The organism is Streptomyces sp. AHU1, assembly GCF_045343905.1.
GTDB lineage: Bacteria > Actinomycetota > Actinomycetes > Streptomycetales > Streptomycetaceae > Streptomyces > Streptomyces triticiradicis.
On the sequence record NZ_CP174283.1, the window covers coordinates 5323452 to 5339528 of the forward strand.

The window sequence follows — 16077 nt, forward strand, 5'->3', positions numbered from 1 at the left end:
GGCCCGTTGGGACACTCGTCTGCCCGTAGGCTGCCGCGCATGTGCGGAATCGTGGGTTATGTGGGGTCGCAGCCGGCGCTCGACGTGGTGATGGCCGGACTGAAGCGGCTCGAGTACCGGGGGTACGACTCGGCGGGTGTCGCCGTCGTCGCGGACGGGGGACTCGCCGTCGCGAAGAAGGCCGGGAAACTGGTCAACCTGGAGAAGGAACTGGCCGCCCGGCCGCTGCCGGCCGGGACGACGGGGATCGGGCACACCCGCTGGGCCACCCACGGAGGCCCCACGGACGCCAACGCCCATCCGCACCTCGACAACGCGGGCCGGGTCGCCGTCGTCCACAACGGCATCATCGAGAACTTCGCCGTGCTGCGCGCCGAGCTGGCCGGGCGGGGGCACGACCTGCTCTCCGAGACGGACACCGAGGTGGTCGCCCACCTGCTCGCCGAGGAGTACTCCTCGTGCGCGGACCTGGCGGAGGCGATGCGGCTGGTGTGCCGGCGCCTGGAGGGCGCGTTCACGCTGGTCGCGGTGGACGCCGACGAACCGGACGTGGTCGTCGGCGCGCGCCGCAACTCACCGCTGGTGGTCGGTGTCGGGGAGGGCGAGGCCTTCCTCGCCTCGGACGTCGCCGCGTTCATCGCCCACACCCGCTCGGCGATCGAACTGGGGCAGGACCAGGTGGTCGAGCTGCGCCGCGACGGAGTGACCGTCACCGGGTTCGACGGCGATCCCGCCGAGGTCCGCTCGTACCACGTCGACTGGGACGCGTCGGCGGCGGAGAAGGGCGGCTACGACTACTTCATGCTCAAGGAGATCGCCGAGCAGCCCAAGGCGGTCGCCGACACCCTGCTGGGGCGGATCGACGCGGCCGGCTCGCTGACCCTGGACGAGGTCCGCATCGGCGCCGCAGAACTGCGCGAGGTCGACAAGGTCGTCATCGTCGCCTGCGGTACGGCCTTCCACGCGGGCCTGATCGCCAAGTACGCCATCGAGCACTGGACGCGCATCCCGTGCGAGGTGGAACTGGCCAGCGAGTTCCGCTACCGGGACCCGATCCTGGACCGGCAGACGCTCGTCGTCGCGATCTCGCAGTCCGGCGAGACCATGGACACGCTGATGGCGCTGCGGCACGCCCGCGAGCAGGGCGCCAGGGTGCTGGCGATCTGCAACACCAACGGTTCGACGATCCCGCGCGAGTCCGACGCGGTCCTGTACACGCACGCCGGCCCCGAGGTCGCCGTCGCCTCCACCAAGGCGTTCCTCACCCAGCTCGTGGCCTGCTACCTGGTGGCGCTGTACCTGGGCCAGGTGCGCGGCACCAAGTGGGGCGACGAGATCCGGGACGTCGTCCGGGAGCTGTCGCGCATCTCCCGCGAGGTCGAGCGGGTCCTGGAGACCATGGAGCCGGTACGGGAGCTCGCGCGCTCCCTCGCGGACAAGGACACCGTGCTGTTCCTCGGCCGGCACGTGGGCTATCCGGTCGCGCTGGAGGGCGCCCTGAAGCTCAAGGAGCTGGCGTACATGCACGCCGAGGGCTTCGCGGCGGGGGAGCTCAAGCACGGTCCGATCGCGCTGATCGAGGAGGACATGCCGGTCGTGGTCGTGGCCCCGTCGCCGCGCGGGCGCTCGGTCCTGCACGACAAGATCGTCTCCAACATCCAGGAGATCCGGGCCAGGGGCGCCCGCACGATCGTCGTCGCGGAGGAGGGCGACGAGGCGGTCGTCCCGTACGCCGACCACCTGATCCGCATCCCGGCCACCCCCACCCTGCTCCAGCCGCTGGTGTCGACGGTCCCGCTCCAGGTGTTCGCCTGCGAACTGGCCACGGCCCGCGGCAACGAGGTGGACCAGCCGCGCAACCTGGCCAAGTCGGTGACGGTGGAGTGAGCGGCACGGTCCTGTGAGACCCCGGGGCGGCCCCGCCCTCTAGGCCCTGTCGTCAAATTCCCGTCGTCCGCCCGAAGGGCGGGCCCTGCGGCGTCAGGTGCGTGCTCTCGGCGTGCCGGGCGCAGGCCCTCGTACTGGATGTACTTGGGTCTTCGCCCGGTGCGTCGAGTGGGGGTGCCCCCTGCTCGAAGAGCTCGGGGGAGCGTGCATGGCGTCGCGGGGCAGACGGGAATTTGACGACAGGGCCTAGGGTGCGGACATGAGCATCATCGGGGTCGGTATCGACGTGGCCGAGATCGACCGGTTCCGGGCGTCGCTGGAGCGGACGCCCGGACTGGCCGAACGCCTTTTCGTGGAGAGCGAGTTGCTGCTGCCGAGCGGCGAACGGAGGGGCATCGCCTCGCTCGCGGCCCGCTTCGCGGCGAAGGAGGCGCTGGCCAAGGCGCTGGGCGCCCCGGCGGGGCTGTACTGGACGGACGCCGAGGTCTACGTGGAGGACAGCGGGCAGCCGCGGCTGCGCGTGAAGGGCACGGTGGCGGCCCGCGCGGCCGAACTGGGCGTCTCCTCCTGGCACGTGTCGCTCAGTCACGACGCCGGGGTGGCCTCGGCGGTGGTGGTGGCGGAGGGGTAGCCGGGGGCGTTCCCGCCGGGCCGGGATCGCAGGGGCGTCCGGTGCGGGGGCGCGCACCGGGTGGCCCGGTGGGGGAGACTCGACGGCATGCGTACTGCGTACAGCGTGGAGACCGTGAGGGCCGCCGAGCGGGAGCTGATGGCACGGCTCCCCGAGGGGGCGTTGATGCAGCGGGCGGCCGCGGGGCTCGCCGCCGCCTGCGCGGACCTGCTGGGCCGGGTGTACGGCCGCCGGGTGGTGCTGCTGGTGGGCAGCGGGGACAACGGCGGTGACGCCCTGTACGCCGGGGCGCGGCTCGCCCGGCGCGGGGCCGGCGTCACCGCGGTGCTGCTCGCCCCCGGGAGGACCCATCCGGGGGGACTGGCGGCGCTGCTGCGCGCCGGGGGCACCTCGGCCTCCCCCTCCGCCGCCGAACCCCTCCTGCGGCGGGCCGACCTCGTGCTCGACGGCATCGTCGGGATCGGCGGCAAGGGCGGTCTGCGCCCCGAGGCCGCGCGACTCGCCGGCCTCGCGGACGCGTCCCGGGCCGCCGTCGTCGCCGTCGACCTCCCGAGCGGGGTCGAGGCCGACACCGGCGAGGTCCTCGGCGCCGCCGTCCGCGCCGACCTCACCGTCACCTTCGGCACCCACAAGCCGGGGCTGCTCATCGAACCGGCGCGCGGGTACGCCGGTTCCGTACGCCTCGTCGACATCGGTCTCGACCTGCCGGAGCCGGCCGATCTGGAGGCGCTCCAGCACACCGACGTCGCGGCCCGGCTGCCCTTCCCGGGCGCGGAGAGCGACAAGTACCGGCGCGGTGTCGTCGGGATCGCCGCCGGGTCCGCCCGCTACCCGGGGGCCGCGGTGCTCGCCGTGGCCGGGGCGCTGCGCGGCGGGGCCGGGGCGGTGCGCTACGTCGGGCCCGCCGCGGACGCCGTCATCGCCCGCTTCCCCGAGACGCTGGTGTCCGACACGGGGCCCTCGAAGGCGGGCCGGGTGCAGGCCTGGGTGGTGGGACCCGGTGCCGGGGACGACGCCTCGGCGGTCGCGGAGGTGCTGGACGCGGACGTGCCGGTGCTGGTGGACGCGGACGGGCTGCGGCTCGCCGACCGGGAGGCCGTGCGGGCCCGTACCGCGCCGACGCTGATGACCCCGCACGCCGGGGAGGCCGCCGCGCTGCTCGGGGTCGCCCGGGAGGCGGTCGAGGAGGCCCGGCTGGCCTCCGTGCGGGAGCTGGCCGGGCTGTACGGGGCGACGGTCCTGCTCAAGGGCGCGACGACCCTGGTCGCCGGTCCCACGGGCGGTGCGGTACGGGTGAACGCCACCGGGACGGCGTGGCTGGCCACCGCGGGGAGCGGGGACGTGCTGTCGGGTCTGGCGGGGTCGCTGCTCGCCTCGGGGCTCTCCGCGCTCGACGCGGGGAGCGTCGCCGCGTACCTGCACGGGCTCGCCGGGCGCTTCGCGGCGGACGGCGCGCCCGCCGGCGCCCACGACGTGGCCGCCGCGATCCCGGAGGCCTGGCGAGACACCCTCACCTGACCGACCCCACCCCACCAGGCCCCGACCCCGACCCACTCGGCTCGGTGGTCCGGCCCACCCGGCCCGACGGTCCGGCCGTCCGGCCTGTCCGGTTCGGCAGCCCGGTCTGCCCGGCCGGATCCGGGCCCGTGCGGCTCGGCCCGACAGGTCCGGTTCGCCTGGTTCCCGGGGGTGGCCCCCGCCGGTCCCTCCGGTTCGCGGGGCCTTCGGGACCGGTGCCGGAGGCGTTGCCCAGATCGGGGGACCCTTTGCGTGTGGCGTGGCCCGGGGGCGGGTGACGTTGCGTATGTCTGTTCGTGTGACGAGCAGACGAAGCATGGGCCGGGGGATCGCGGTGCTGCTGGCGGTGGTGACGGCCGTGCCCGTGGGGACGGTGGCAGCCGCCTCCACGCCGCTGCCACCCGCCTCCGGGCGGGTCGCCGAACCGTGGCCCGGCGAGGCGAGAGGACCCGGTCCGTCCTGGCCCGGTGGCGCCCCGGGCGGCCGGACGCTGTCGGAGGTCACGGAGGCCATGGGCGTGCCCGCCGCGGGGCGGAGCCCGCGCGGCACCCCCGAGGGCATGGACACTCCGGTCGGGTTCGGGCGCGTCGGTCCTGGAGGGGCTGGGGCCGGACGGGTCACGTCCGGCCGGGTCGGGCATGGCCGGGTCGGGCATGGTCGGATCGAGTCGGGTCGGGCCGGGGCTGGTCCAGGTGGGCCTGGACGGGTCGGGTCCGGGCCGGGCGAGTCCGGACGGGTCGGGGCTGGACGGGTCGGGTCCGGGCCGGGCGAGTCCGGACGGGTCGGGGCTGGACGCGTTGGGTCCGGGCCGGGAACGTCTGGTCGGGGTGAGTCCGGGCGGGGTGGGCCTGGTCGGTCCGGGGCCGGGTGGAGTGGGTCCGGTGCTGGTGGCCCGGGGCGGGGCGGGTCAGGGGTGGGCGCGACTGCGGCGGGTACGGCCGGGCGGGGCGGTGGCCCGGGGCGCGGCGGGTCCGGGGTGAGTGCGGCTGCGTCGGGTACGGCCGGGCGTGGTGGGTCCGGGGTGGGCGAGTCCGGGTCTGGTGAGGGTGTGCCGGGCGCGTCCGGGCGAGGAGGGGCCGGTCGGTCCGGGGCGGTGTGCGGGGGGCGTGGGGGGAGGTATCAGCGGCAGGTCGAGCGGTGGCTGAAGCTGAGGGCGGACGGGAAGCAGTCGGCGGCCGACTGCCGGGCCATCCGCGCCTTCCAGAGGAAGCACGGCGTCGAGCCCGCCACGGGGACCGCCGGAGCGGCGACCTGGGCCCGCATGCGGATGCTGTCGGCCCACGGCGCCCCGGGCACCCGCGCACCCCGCGGCTGCCCGGCCCGCTCCTACCGGGTCGCCTGCGTCGACCTCGACCGCCAGCGCACCTGGGTGCAGCAGCGGGGCCGGATCCTGTTCGGCCCCGTGCCGATGCGCAGCGGCGGGGTCAGGCACCCCACCCGCACCGGCTGGTTCAGGATCTTCTGGAGGCACCGCCACCACTGGTCGACCCTGTACGGCAGCCCCATGCCGTACGCCCAGTTCTTCAGCGGCGGACAGGCCTTCCACGCCGTCCGCGGCAGCATCCGTACGGTCGGCGGCTCGATGGGCTGCGTGAACCTGCGGCCCGCCGACGCCCGCGGACTCTGGAAGGTGCTCAGGACGGGCGACCGCGTCTACGTGTGGGGCCGAAGGCCCCGCCGCTAGAGGCCGGGCGCCGACCCGGGCGCCGACCCGGGCGCCCACCCCGGGCCGGTTCCCGGGCCCGTCCCGGGGACCGGTGCCGGAAGGCCGCCGCGCGCCTCTGAGAGACTGGGGCGCGATGACAGAGACAGCACACCCACGGACCGCGCCCCTGCGCGCCCGCGCCGAGATCGATCTGGCCGCCCTGCGGGCCAACGTGCGGACCCTGCGCGCCCACGCGCCGACCGCGGCCCTGATGGCCGTGGTCAAGTCCGACGCGTACGGCCACGGCGCGGTCCAGTGCGCCCGCGCCGCGCGCGAGGCGGGCGCCACCTGGCTCGGCACGGCCACCCCGGAGGAGGCGCTCGCCCTGCGGGCCGCCGGTCTGCCGGGCCGCGTCATGTGCTGGCTCTGGACCCCGGGCGGCCCCTGGGCCGAGGCGATCGAGGCCGACATCGACGTGTCGGTCAGCGGGATGTGGGCGCTGCGGGAGGCCGTGGCGGCCGCCGAGGCCGTCGGGACGCGTGCCAGGGTGCAGCTCAAGGCCGACACCGGCCTCGGGCGCGCCGGCTGCCAGCCCGCCGACTGGGCGGAGCTCGTGGCCGGGGCCCTCGCCGCCGAGGCGCGCGGCCTGATCACCGTCACCGGACTGTGGTCCCACTTCGCCTGCGCCGACGAGCCGGGCCACCCCTCGATCCAGGCCCAGCTCGCGCTCTTCCGCGAGATGGTCGCGTACGCCGAGGAACAGGGCGTCCGCCCCGAGGTGCGGCACATCGCCAACTCGCCCGCGACCCTGACCCTCCCCGAGAGCCACTTCGATCTCGTGCGGACCGGGATCGCGGTCTACGGGATCTCGCCGAGCCCCGAGATCGGCACCCCCGCCGACTTCGGACTGCGCCCGGTGATGACGCTGAGCGCGTCGCTCGCGCTGGTCAAGCACGTACCGGCCGGCCACGGCGTGAGCTACGGCCATCACTACGTCACCCCGGGCGAGACCACCCTCGGCCTCGTCCCCGTCGGCTACGCGGACGGTGTCCCGCGGCACGCCTCGGGCACCGGCCCCGTCCTGGTCGGCGGCAAGTGGCGCACCGTCGCGGGCCGGGTCGCCATGGACCAGTTCGTCGTCGACCTCGGCGGCGACGAGCCGGAGCCCGGCGCCCCCGCGGTCCTGTTCGGGCCCGGCGACGGAGGTGAGCCCACCGCCGAGGACTGGGCGCGCGCGGCGGGCACGATCGCGTACGAAATCGTGACCCGCATCGGAACCCGCGTTCCGCGCGTCTACGTGAAAGTGAAAGAGGAACAAGGCGGGTAACACCCCTTAGCCGAACAGGCGCGCGGGGCCCGGCGAGCGAGGATCGGCGGGCGGCACACGGCGGACCAGGCCGTACCGGCGCGCGCACAGCCCAGAGCCGACAGCGGACAGCCGAGAGCCGGAGCGAAGAGGAGCGGTACGTGAGCGAGACCAGTGCGGAGGCCGTCGTGAGCGCGGCCTCGGCCGCCTCCTCCGCCGGGAACTGGCGCAAGGCCGGCGTCGCGGGTGCCGCGATAGGCGTGGTCGCGGCGGGCGCCGCGGCCGGAGTCGCCATCGAACGGCTCACGGTCGGGCGCGGCATGCGCAAGAAGGCGCGCCTCGCCCTCGACTCGACCGGCCCGTACGGCACCCTGCGCGGTACGCCCGGCAAGGCCTTCTCGGACGACGGCACCGAGCTGTACTACGAGGTCGACGAGGCCGAACCGGAGGCCTCGCTCGCCCCGCGCCGGCGCCGGCTCTTCGGCCGCAAGGCCCCCGCCCCCGTCACCGTCGTCTTCAGCCACGGCTACTGCCTGAGCCAGGACTCCTGGCACTTCCAGCGCGCCGCGCTGCGCGGTGTCGTGCGCACGGTGCACTGGGACCAGCGCAGCCACGGGCGCTCCGGGCGGGGCGTGGCCCAGCTGGAGGACCGCAAGCCGGTCACCATCGACCAGCTCGGCCGCGACCTGCTGGCCGTCATCGAGGCGGCGGTGCCCGAGGGCCCGATCGTGCTCGTGGGGCACTCCATGGGCGGCATGACCGTCATGGCGCTCGCCGAGCAGTTCCCCGAGCTGATCCGCGACCGGGTCGTCGGCGTCGCCCTGGTCGGCACGTCGTCGGGGCGGCTCGGCGAGGTCAACTTCGGGCTGCCCGTCGCGGGCGTCGCCGCCGTGCGGCGCGTGCTCCCCGGGGTGCTGAAGGCGCTCGGGCAGCAGGCGGCCCTGGTGGAGCGGGGACGGCGGGCCACGGCCGACCTGTTCGCCGGGATCATCAAGCGGTACTCGTTCGCGAGCCGGGACGTCGATCCGGCCGTCGTGCGGTTCGCCGAACGGATGATCGAGGGAACGCCGATCGACGTGGTCGCCGAGTTCTACCCGGCGTTCACCGAGCACGACAAGACCGCCGCGCTGGCCCGTTTCGCCGAGCTGCCCGTCCTCGTCCTCGCCGGGGTCAAGGACCTGGTGACGCCGAGCGAGCACAGCGAGGCGATCGCCGATCTGCTGCCGGACGCCGAGCTGGTCCTCGTCCCCGACGCGGGACACCTGGTCATGCTGGAGCACCCCGAGGTCGTCATAGACCGCCTCGCGGACCTCCTCGTGCGGGCGGGAGCCGTGCCGGCAGGGGCTACCGTGGGCCCTTATGGAAGCACCAGCAGCAGCGCACAACCCGGCTGAGCCCGCCCAGGACGGCGTCGGCGCGCAGATCACCGTCAACTCTCCTGAACAGATGCAGGAGTTGGGCCGCAGACTGGCCAAGCTGCTGCGCGCGGGCGACCTCGTGATGCTGAACGGCGAGCTCGGCGCGGGCAAGACCACGCTGACCCGCGGACTCGGCGAGGGGCTCGGCGTCCGCGGCGCCGTCACCTCGCCGACCTTCGTCATCGCCCGTGTGCACCCCTCCCTCGGCGACGGTCCTCCGCTCGTGCACGTGGACGCGTACCGCCTCGGCGGCGGGCTCGACGAGATGGAGGACCTCGACCTCGACGTCTCGCTCTCCGACTCCGTGATCGTCGTGGAGTGGGGCGAGGGCAAGGTCGAGGAGCTGACCGACGACCGCCTGCACGTGGTCATCCACCGGGCCGTCGGCGACACCACCGACGAGGTGCGGCACGTGACGGTGACGGGGCTGGGGCGGCGCTGGGCCTCCGCCGACCTGACGGTGCTCGCGGCCTGAGCGGGGCGGGCGCGCACCGCTCGCGCATGGCGCACACCGCTCGTACGTTCGGCCAACGTTTCCGACAGGCCGTCGGCAAAACATTGCGTTCGGCGTCCCGGCCGTGGTCACATGGACATCAGTACGTGGTTAGGTCTACCTAACCACGCCTGCCCCCGAAGCCCGAGGAGGCGTCCATGTCGGCATCAGAGTCGGCTGCAGTGCCGGCTTCAGAGCATGACGTGCCGGCCGCGCCGCGCGCGGTGGCCGGGGTGTCGATGCGGGAGCTGCTGGCGGCGTGCGCCGCGGCCGAGGCGGTCTCCAGGCCGCCCCTCGCGCCTCTGCGCGAACCCGGCGCGGAGCGCCCGTCCAGGGCCGCCTGACGCCGGGGCGGGGCCGCCCGCGACGGGCGCCGCGGGGCGCTCCCGCCTGATTCACGACTGCCGGATCACGATCGCCGGATCACGATCACCGGCGCACGGCTATCGGACGACGACGACCTTCGCGCCCACGGTGGCGAAGGCCCACATCGCGTCGCCGTCGGCGCGCGAGGAGCGGATGCCGCCGAGCTTCTTCTCGGGGTCGGGAGCCTCCGTGGAGCCGTTCACCGCGGCGCTGAAGCCGATGGCGATGCCGTCGGACAGCGTGAACCGCACGATGTGCTCGATCTGCGTCCCGTCGGACCCGGGGGCCGAGCCCGTCCGCGACGTGACGGCGTAGGTGCCGGCGGCCGGGTCGACCGTGCCCGGGGTGACCGCGAAGGTGCGCTTCACCTTGCCGCCCGCGCCGACGAGCCACACCCGGTCGGCGCCGAGCGAGTAGACGACCCGCACACCGGTGCCGGACGGGGCCGGCAGCGCGTTCGGGTCCTTCTTGGCCTTGGGTGCCTTGGGCGCCTTCGGTGCGGAGGACTTGGCCGGCACGCTCACGCTCGGCTTGTCGCCCAGGGTGTCCGGAACGTTCGCGGATGCCTGGAAGGCGAGGAAGCCGACTGCGGCGAGCGCCGCCACGGTGAGCCCGGCCACGATTCCCGAGCTGCTCCTAGCCACCTTGTGTGTCCACCTCTCGACCTTCGTACGTCCTTGCTGTTGACGGTAGCAGCCGGGGGACGGGAGTCCCGGGCGGCCTTGCTCCGGGCTCCGGCGCCGTACGCTGTTCGCGTGCTCTTGCTCGCTCTGGATACCGCCACCCCCGCCGTGACCGTCGCCCTGCACGACGGCACGTCCGTCATCGCCTCGTCGAGCCAGGTGGACGCGCGCCGGCACGGAGAGCTGCTGCTGCCGGCCGTGGACCGGGTGCTCGCCGAGGCAGGCCTCAGGCTGGACGCCGTCACCGGCATCGTCGTGGGCGTCGGCCCCGGCCCGTACACGGGGCTGCGCGTCGGCCTCATGACCGCGGACACCTTCTCGCTCGCGCTCGGCGTGCCCGTGCACGGCGTGTGCACCCTCGACGGGCTCGCGTACGCGGCCGACGTGGAGGGACCGTTCGTCGTCGCCACGGACGCCCGCCGCAAGGAGGTCTACTGGGCCCGGTACGCCGACCGCCGCACCCGGCTGTCGGAGCCCGCCGTGGACCGCCCCGCCGAGATCGACGGGGAGGTCGCCGCGCTGCCCGCCGTCGGCGCGGGCGCCCTCCTTTACCCCGACACCTTCGCGGACGCCCGCGCGCCCGAGAACGTCTCGGCCGCGGCCCTGGCCTCCCTGGCCGCCGAGAGGCTGGCCGCCGACGAGGAGCTGGAGCCGCCCAGACCGCTGTACCTGCGCCGCCCGGACGCGCAGGTGCCCAAGAACTACAAGGTGGTCACCCCCAAGTGACCGTCGTGCTGCGCGAGATGCGCTGGTGGGACATCGATCCCGTCCTGGAGCTGGAGAAGGAACTGTTCCCCGTGGACGCCTGGTCCCGGGGCATGTTCTGGTCCGAACTGGCCCACGCCCGCGGGCCCGAGGCGACCCGCCGCTACCTGGTCGCCTGCGACGGCGACCGGCTCGTCGGGTACGCCGGGCTCGCCGCCTCGGGGGACCTGGGCGACGTGCAGACGATCGCGGTGCGGCGGGACCAGTGGGGCACCGGCCTCGGGGGCCGGCTGCTCACCGAACTGCTGCGGGCCGCGACCGACTTCGACTGCGCCGAGGTGATGCTGGAGTGCCGCGTGGACAACGTCCGCGCGCAGAAGCTCTACGAGCGCTTCGGCTTCGAGCCCATCGGCTTCCGGCGCGGCTACTACCAGCCGGGGAACGTGGACGCCCTGGTGATGCGCCTGCAGGACCCATCGACCTCCGTACAAGGAACAGAGACCCATGGCTGACGAACCGCTCGTCCTCGGCATCGAGACCTCCTGCGACGAGACCGGCGTCGGCATCGTCCGCGGCCACACCCTGCTCGCCGACGCCATCGCGTCGAGCGTCGACGAGCACGCGCGCTTCGGCGGGGTCGTGCCCGAGGTCGCGTCCCGGGCGCACCTGGAGGCGATGGTCCCGACGATCGAGCGGGCGCTGAAGGAGGCGGGGGTCTCGGCCAGGGACCTGGACGGCATCGCGGTCACCGCGGGGCCCGGACTCGCCGGGGCGCTGCTCGTCGGGGTCTCGGCCGCGAAGGCGTACGCGTACGCGCTCGGCAAGCCGCTGTACGGCGTGAACCACCTCGCCTCCCACATCTGCGTGGACCAGCTGGAGCACGGCGCGCTGCCGGAGCCGACGATGGCCCTGCTGGTGTCCGGCGGCCACTCCTCGCTGCTGCTGTCCACCGACATCACCTCCGACGTACGGCCGATGGGCGCGACCATCGACGACGCGGCGGGCGAGGCCTTCGACAAGATCGCGCGGGTGCTGAACCTCGGCTTCCCCGGCGGTCCGGTCATCGACCGGTACGCCAAGGAGGGCGACCCGGACGCCATCACGTTCCCGCGCGGTCTCACCGGACCGCGCGACCCCGCCTACGACTTCTCCTTCTCCGGGCTGAAGACCGCCGTGGCCCGCTGGATCGAGGCCAAGCGGGCGGCGGGGGAGGAGGTGCCGGTGCGCGACGTGGCCGCGTCCTTCCAGGAGGCCGTGGTGGACGTGCTCACCCGCAAGGCCGTCCGCGCGTGCAAGGACGAGGGCGTCGACCACCTCATGATCGGCGGTGGCGTGGCCGCGAACTCGCGGCTGCGGGCGCTCGCCCAGGAGCGCTGCGAGGCCGCCGGCATCCGGCTGCGGGTGCCGCGTCCCAAGCTGTGCACGGACAACGGCGCGATGGTCGCGGCGCTGGGCGCCGAGATGGTCGCCCGGAACCGGGCCGCCTCCGACTGGGACCTGTCGGCGGACTCGTCGCTGCCGGTGACGGACCCGCACGTGCCGGGGAACGGACACGCGCACACGCACGATCACGTGCACGAGACCGCGAAGGAGAACCTGTACCCGTGACCGTCGCGCTGATGTGGGAGGCACGGGCCGTCGCCGGCCGGGGCGAGGACCTGCTCGCCTGGGTACGGGGGCAGGAGGTCCCCGGGGAGCCGGTGCGGCAGGAGGTCCTGCGGGCGCCCCAGGACCGGGTCCTCGTCATCACCTGGTGGGACGCGGAGTACCACGCCGAGCTTCCCGAACTGCCGGATCCGGACGGGGACCTGGTGTCCCGGCCGGTGCACAGGTGGCGTTTCGAGCAGGTGGACCGATGAGGGCGGCCGGGGTCCCGTCCCGGTGACCCGGGCCCGCGCCGGACGCGCGGACCCGGCCCACCGGTGCCCGGCCCACGGGGGCCGGGCCCTCCTCCCCCCGGATCAGGACACCTGCCGGATCAGGACACCCGCTCGACCTCGGTCTCGCAGCGCAGGTGCCGGTCCGTGCCCGGCCGGCGCACCGGGCCCGTCAGGTTCAGCCGGGCCGTGTGCCGTACGTCCGCGCTGGAGGCGGCGAGCCGCAGCTCCAGGGCGCCCGGTTCGACGATCCGGGTGCCGGTGCGGTCGGTGAACGCCGCGAGGTCCGCGTGGAAGCGGAAGGTCACCCGGCCGGCCTCACCCGGCGCCAGCTCCAGGCGCCGGTAGCCGATCAGCCGCACGTCCGGACGGGTCACCGAGGCCACCGGGTCGTGCAGGTAGAGCTGGACGACCTCGGCGCCCGCGCGCCCACCGGTGTTGCGGACGGTCACCGACACGTCGTACGAACCGTCGGTGCCGATCTCCGCCTCGGGCAGCTCGGCCGACTCCCAGGCGAACGACGTGTACGAGCGGCCGTGGCCGAACGGGTACAGCGGCGTCGGGTCCAGGTTGCTGACCTCGTTCTGCAGGCCCAGCGGCGGCTGGAGGTAGGTCCACGGCTGGCCGCCCGCCTCGCGCGGCACGCTCACCGGCAGCCTGCCGGACGGACCGACCCGGCCGGACAGCACGCCCGCCACCGCGGGGCCGCCCTCCTCGCCCGGGAAGAACGCCTGGACGACACCGCCGAGGCGGTCCGCCCAGCGGCCCAGGGCGTAGGGGCGGCCGGTGAGCAGTACCAGGACCACCGGGACCCCCGTGGCGACCAGGGCGTCGAGCAGTTCGCCCTGCACGCCCGGCAGGCCGAGGTCGGCCACGTCGCAGCCCTCGCCGGAGGTGCCCCGGCCGAACAGCCCGGCACGGTCGCCGAGCACCGCCACGCACACGTCGGCCTCCGCGGCCCGTGCCACCGCCTCCTCGAAACCGGACCGGTCCGGCTCCGAGACCCCGCAGCCCTCGGAGAACGTCACCTTGGCGTCCGGCAGTTCGGCGCGCAGCGCGTCGAGCACGGTCGGGATGTCCACCCCGGTGGGCACCTCGGGGTGGTGCGTGAGCACGTGCGAGGGGAACGAGTAGCAGCCGAGCATCGCCAGGGGGTCGTCCGCGCGCGGGCCGACCACCGCGATCCGGGTGTCCGGGGCCAGCGGGAGCACGCCGTCCGCGTTGTCCAGCAGGACCACCGACTCCTCGGCGAGCCTGCGGGCGAGCGCCCGGTTGCCCGCGGAGTCCAGGTCGACGGGGCGGCCGGTCTCCGGCCGCCAGTCCTCGTCCAGCAGGCCGAGCTCGCACTTCTGGAGCAGCACCCGGCGGGCCGCCCGGTCGACCAGCGACTCGGGGACGGTGCCCGCGCGGACGGCGGCCACCAGCGGCTCGCCGTAGCACTTCAGCGTGGGCAGCTCGACGTCGATGCCGGCCTCCAGCGCCTTGTGCGCCGCCTCGGCCTCGCTGCCGGCCACCCGGTGCAGGCTCTGGAGGAAGCCGACGCCGAAGTAGTCCGAGACCACCGTGCCGGTGAAGCCCCACGCGTCGCGCAGCAGCTCGGTCAGCAGGTACGGGTCGGCCGACGCGGGGACGCCGTCGATGTCGTTGTAGGCGGCCATCACCGAACGGGCGCCGCCCTCGCGCAGCGCCATCTCGAACGGCGGCAGCGTGATGTCGGAGAGTTCGCGCCCGCCCGCCCGCACCGGCGCCAGGTTCCGGGCTCCGGCCGAGGCCGCGTACCCGGCGAAGTGCTTGAGCGTGGCCACGATCCCGGCCGACTCCAGGCCGCGTACGTAGGCGGTGGCGACGGTGGCGACCAGGTACGGGTCCTCGCCGATCGTCTCCTCCACCCGGCCCCAGCGCAGGTCGCGGACCACGTCCAGGACCGGGGCCAGGCCCTGGTGGACGCCGACCGAGCGCAGGTCGTCGCCGATGCGCCGGCCCAGCTCCTCCACCAGCTCCGGGTCGAAGGCGGCGCCCCAGGCCAGCGGGACCGGGTAGGCCGTCGCCCGCCAGGCGGTGAAGCCCGCCAGGCACTCCTCGTGGGCGATGGCGGGGATGCCGAAGCGGCCTGCCTCGGCGATCCGGCGCTGGGCGCGGGCCAGTGCCTGCGCGCCCAGCGCCGGGTCCACGGGGGCGGTGCCGAAGGAGCGGGTGAGCTGGCCGAGCCCGCGGGTGACCAGCTCGTCCCAGTCGTGGTCGGAGGCCATCTCGCTCTGGAGCGGGGCGACTCCGCCGCCGTCCGTGTCGGCGCCCACCCACACGCCGTAGAGCTGGGCGGTCTTCTCCTCCAGGGTCATCCGGGAGAGCAGGTCGTCGACCCGGGCCGCGGCGGGCAGGGCGGGGTCGCGCCAGGGAGCGGTGGTCATGGAACTCCTGTCGGGGAAAGGGGGGTTAGGGCCTGTCGTTTGGATCAGGTTGCAGGGCATCGACGGGACTGCTCAGCTCCGCTGAGCGGGGTCTGGTGCGTGCAGATGCAAGGCGGAGGAGGGAGTCAACGCGGAGCGTTGGCGACCGACGACAACGCCGCAGATGTGCGTGCCAGACCCCGCGTCTGCGAACTGATCCGAACGGCAGGTCCTAAGCCGCCCCTGGTCGTACACGTTCACTTGCCGCCCACACCCATGAGGCCGCCGACCAGCGCGCGGCGCGCCACCAGGTACACGACGAAGATCGGGACGCCGGAGAGGACGACGGAGGCGAGGATCGCGGGGATGTTCACGCCGAACTCGCTCACGTAGTCGAACAGGCCGAGGGTCAGTACCCGGGGCCCGTCGGACTGGGTGAAGATCAGCGGGAAGAGGAGGCCGTTCCAGGCCTGCAGCGCCGAGAAGATGACGACGGTGCTGATGCCGCCCTTGGACATCGGGATGACGAGCTGGAACAGCATCCGGGTGGTGGAGGCGCCGTCCAGCGCCATCGCCTCGTACATCTCCTCCGAGATGTCCCGCAGCGTGCCGGTGAGGATCAGCACCGACACCGGCATGGCGAACGCGGCGGTCGGCAGGACGATCGCGAGCAGGCTGTCGTAGAGGTCCAGCTTGACGATCATCAGGTAGAGCGGCACCACGACGGCCTGTGCGGGGATCGCCACGCCCAGCAGGAACAGCCGGAACGCGGCCCCCGACCAGACGCTCCGGGTCCGTACGGCCACGTAGGACAGCGGGACGCACAGCACCAGGACGATCAGGACGACCCCGGCCGCCGCGAGCAGGGTGTTCCACAGCAGGTGGCCGAAGCCGTTGTGCAGGACGGTGCCGTAGTTGTCCAGGGTCGGATGGGACGGCGGCTTCAGGGCGTTGTGCCCCAGCGCCTCGTCCTGGTGGGTGAGCGAGGCCGAGATCATCGCGTAGATCGGGATGATCACGACGGCCAGCCAGATCAGCGTTCCGGCGCCGGCGAGCGGGTTGGCGCGCCGGGTCCAGTGCGTGCGGCGGGGCGCGGGCCGCTCGGCGGCCGGTGCGGGGTCCGTCTTCACGGGACGGGGCAGTGTGTCGTGTGACATGCCG

Annotated in this window: 15 protein-coding genes; 12 read left to right on the forward strand and 3 right to left on the reverse strand. The window is 74.4% G+C overall.

Annotated elements, in window-relative coordinates; translation table 11 throughout:
- Positions 1–39 precede the first annotated feature (39 nt).
- The 8 genes from glmS (at position 40) to ACICHK_RS23930 (ending at position 9242) form a co-directional block, all read left to right on the forward strand.
- Complete coding sequence (gene glmS / locus ACICHK_RS23895; protein WP_406838470.1) at positions 40–1887, forward strand: glutamine--fructose-6-phosphate transaminase (isomerizing); 1848 nt, start codon at positions 40–42, stop codon at positions 1885–1887.
- A gap of 259 nt (positions 1888–2146) precedes the next feature.
- Positions 2147–2518 carry a holo-ACP synthase gene (locus tag ACICHK_RS23900; protein ID WP_406838471.1) on the forward strand — a complete coding sequence of 124 codons (372 nt, stop codon included), beginning with the start codon at positions 2147–2149 and terminating at the stop codon, positions 2516–2518.
- 87 nt (positions 2519–2605) lie between these two features.
- A complete protein-coding gene (locus ACICHK_RS23905; RefSeq protein WP_406838472.1) occupies positions 2606–4036 on the forward strand; it encodes an NAD(P)H-hydrate dehydratase in 1431 nt (476 codons plus the stop codon).
- 1093 nt (positions 4037–5129) lie between these two features.
- On the forward strand, positions 5130–5720 hold the full coding sequence (locus ACICHK_RS23910) for a L,D-transpeptidase family protein (protein WP_406838473.1): 591 nt from the start codon (positions 5130–5132) through the stop codon (positions 5718–5720).
- A 115-nt stretch (positions 5721–5835) separates the two neighbouring features.
- Positions 5836–7008, forward strand: coding sequence for an alanine racemase (gene alr / locus ACICHK_RS23915; RefSeq protein ID WP_406838474.1), 1173 nt, complete (start codon positions 5836–5838; stop codon positions 7006–7008).
- Positions 7009–7148: 140 nt separating this feature from the next.
- Complete coding sequence (locus ACICHK_RS23920) at positions 7149–8381, forward strand: alpha/beta fold hydrolase (protein WP_406838475.1); 1233 nt, start codon at positions 7149–7151, stop codon at positions 8379–8381.
- Positions 8347–8880: a tRNA (adenosine(37)-N6)-threonylcarbamoyltransferase complex ATPase subunit type 1 TsaE gene (gene tsaE, locus ACICHK_RS23925; protein WP_103549205.1), complete on the forward strand. Its 534-nt coding sequence runs from the start codon at positions 8347–8349 to the stop codon at positions 8878–8880. Before ACICHK_RS23920 ends, tsaE begins: the two co-directional genes overlap by 35 nt.
- Before the next feature lie 176 nt (positions 8881–9056).
- A complete protein-coding gene (locus ACICHK_RS23930; protein ID WP_151469223.1) occupies positions 9057–9242 on the forward strand; it encodes a hypothetical protein in 186 nt (61 codons plus the stop codon).
- A gap of 99 nt (positions 9243–9341) precedes the next feature.
- Here ACICHK_RS23930 and ACICHK_RS23935 read toward each other — a convergent pair whose 3' ends face one another.
- Positions 9342–9908 carry a hypothetical protein gene (locus ACICHK_RS23935; RefSeq protein ID WP_406838476.1) on the reverse strand — a complete coding sequence of 189 codons (567 nt, stop codon included), beginning with the start codon at positions 9906–9908 and terminating at the stop codon, positions 9342–9344.
- Between the two features lie 111 nt (positions 9909–10019).
- Between ACICHK_RS23935 and tsaB the strand changes: the two genes are divergently transcribed.
- From tsaB to ACICHK_RS23955, 4 genes are read left to right on the forward strand one after another with little or no spacing between them, the layout of a single operon-like run.
- Positions 10020–10673: a tRNA (adenosine(37)-N6)-threonylcarbamoyltransferase complex dimerization subunit type 1 TsaB gene (tsaB, locus tag ACICHK_RS23940; protein WP_406838477.1), complete on the forward strand. Its 654-nt coding sequence runs from the start codon at positions 10020–10022 to the stop codon at positions 10671–10673.
- A gap of 17 nt (positions 10674–10690) precedes the next feature.
- Positions 10691–11164, forward strand: coding sequence for a ribosomal protein S18-alanine N-acetyltransferase (gene rimI / locus ACICHK_RS23945; protein ID WP_406841300.1), 474 nt, complete (start codon positions 10691–10693; stop codon positions 11162–11164).
- Complete coding sequence (gene tsaD, locus ACICHK_RS23950; RefSeq protein WP_406838478.1) at positions 11157–12260, forward strand: tRNA (adenosine(37)-N6)-threonylcarbamoyltransferase complex transferase subunit TsaD; 1104 nt, start codon at positions 11157–11159, stop codon at positions 12258–12260. The genes rimI and tsaD overlap by 8 nt, the downstream gene beginning before the upstream one ends.
- Positions 12257–12511 carry a hypothetical protein gene (locus ACICHK_RS23955; RefSeq protein ID WP_406838479.1) on the forward strand — a complete coding sequence of 85 codons (255 nt, stop codon included), beginning with the start codon at positions 12257–12259 and terminating at the stop codon, positions 12509–12511. Before tsaD ends, ACICHK_RS23955 begins: the two co-directional genes overlap by 4 nt.
- Positions 12512–12630: 119 nt before the next feature.
- Here ACICHK_RS23955 and ACICHK_RS23960 read toward each other — a convergent pair whose 3' ends face one another.
- Together ACICHK_RS23960 and ACICHK_RS23965 are read right to left on the reverse strand one after the other, a co-directional pair.
- The gene (locus ACICHK_RS23960; RefSeq protein WP_406838480.1) at positions 12631–14937 is read right to left on the reverse strand and encodes a glycoside hydrolase family 3 N-terminal domain-containing protein; all 2307 of its coding nucleotides are present in this window, start codon (positions 14935–14937) and stop codon (positions 12631–12633) included.
- A gap of 236 nt (positions 14938–15173) precedes the next feature.
- On the reverse strand, positions 15174–16073 hold the full coding sequence (locus ACICHK_RS23965) for a carbohydrate ABC transporter permease (RefSeq protein WP_406838481.1): 900 nt from the start codon (positions 16071–16073) through the stop codon (positions 15174–15176).
- Positions 16074–16077 lie beyond the last annotated feature (4 nt).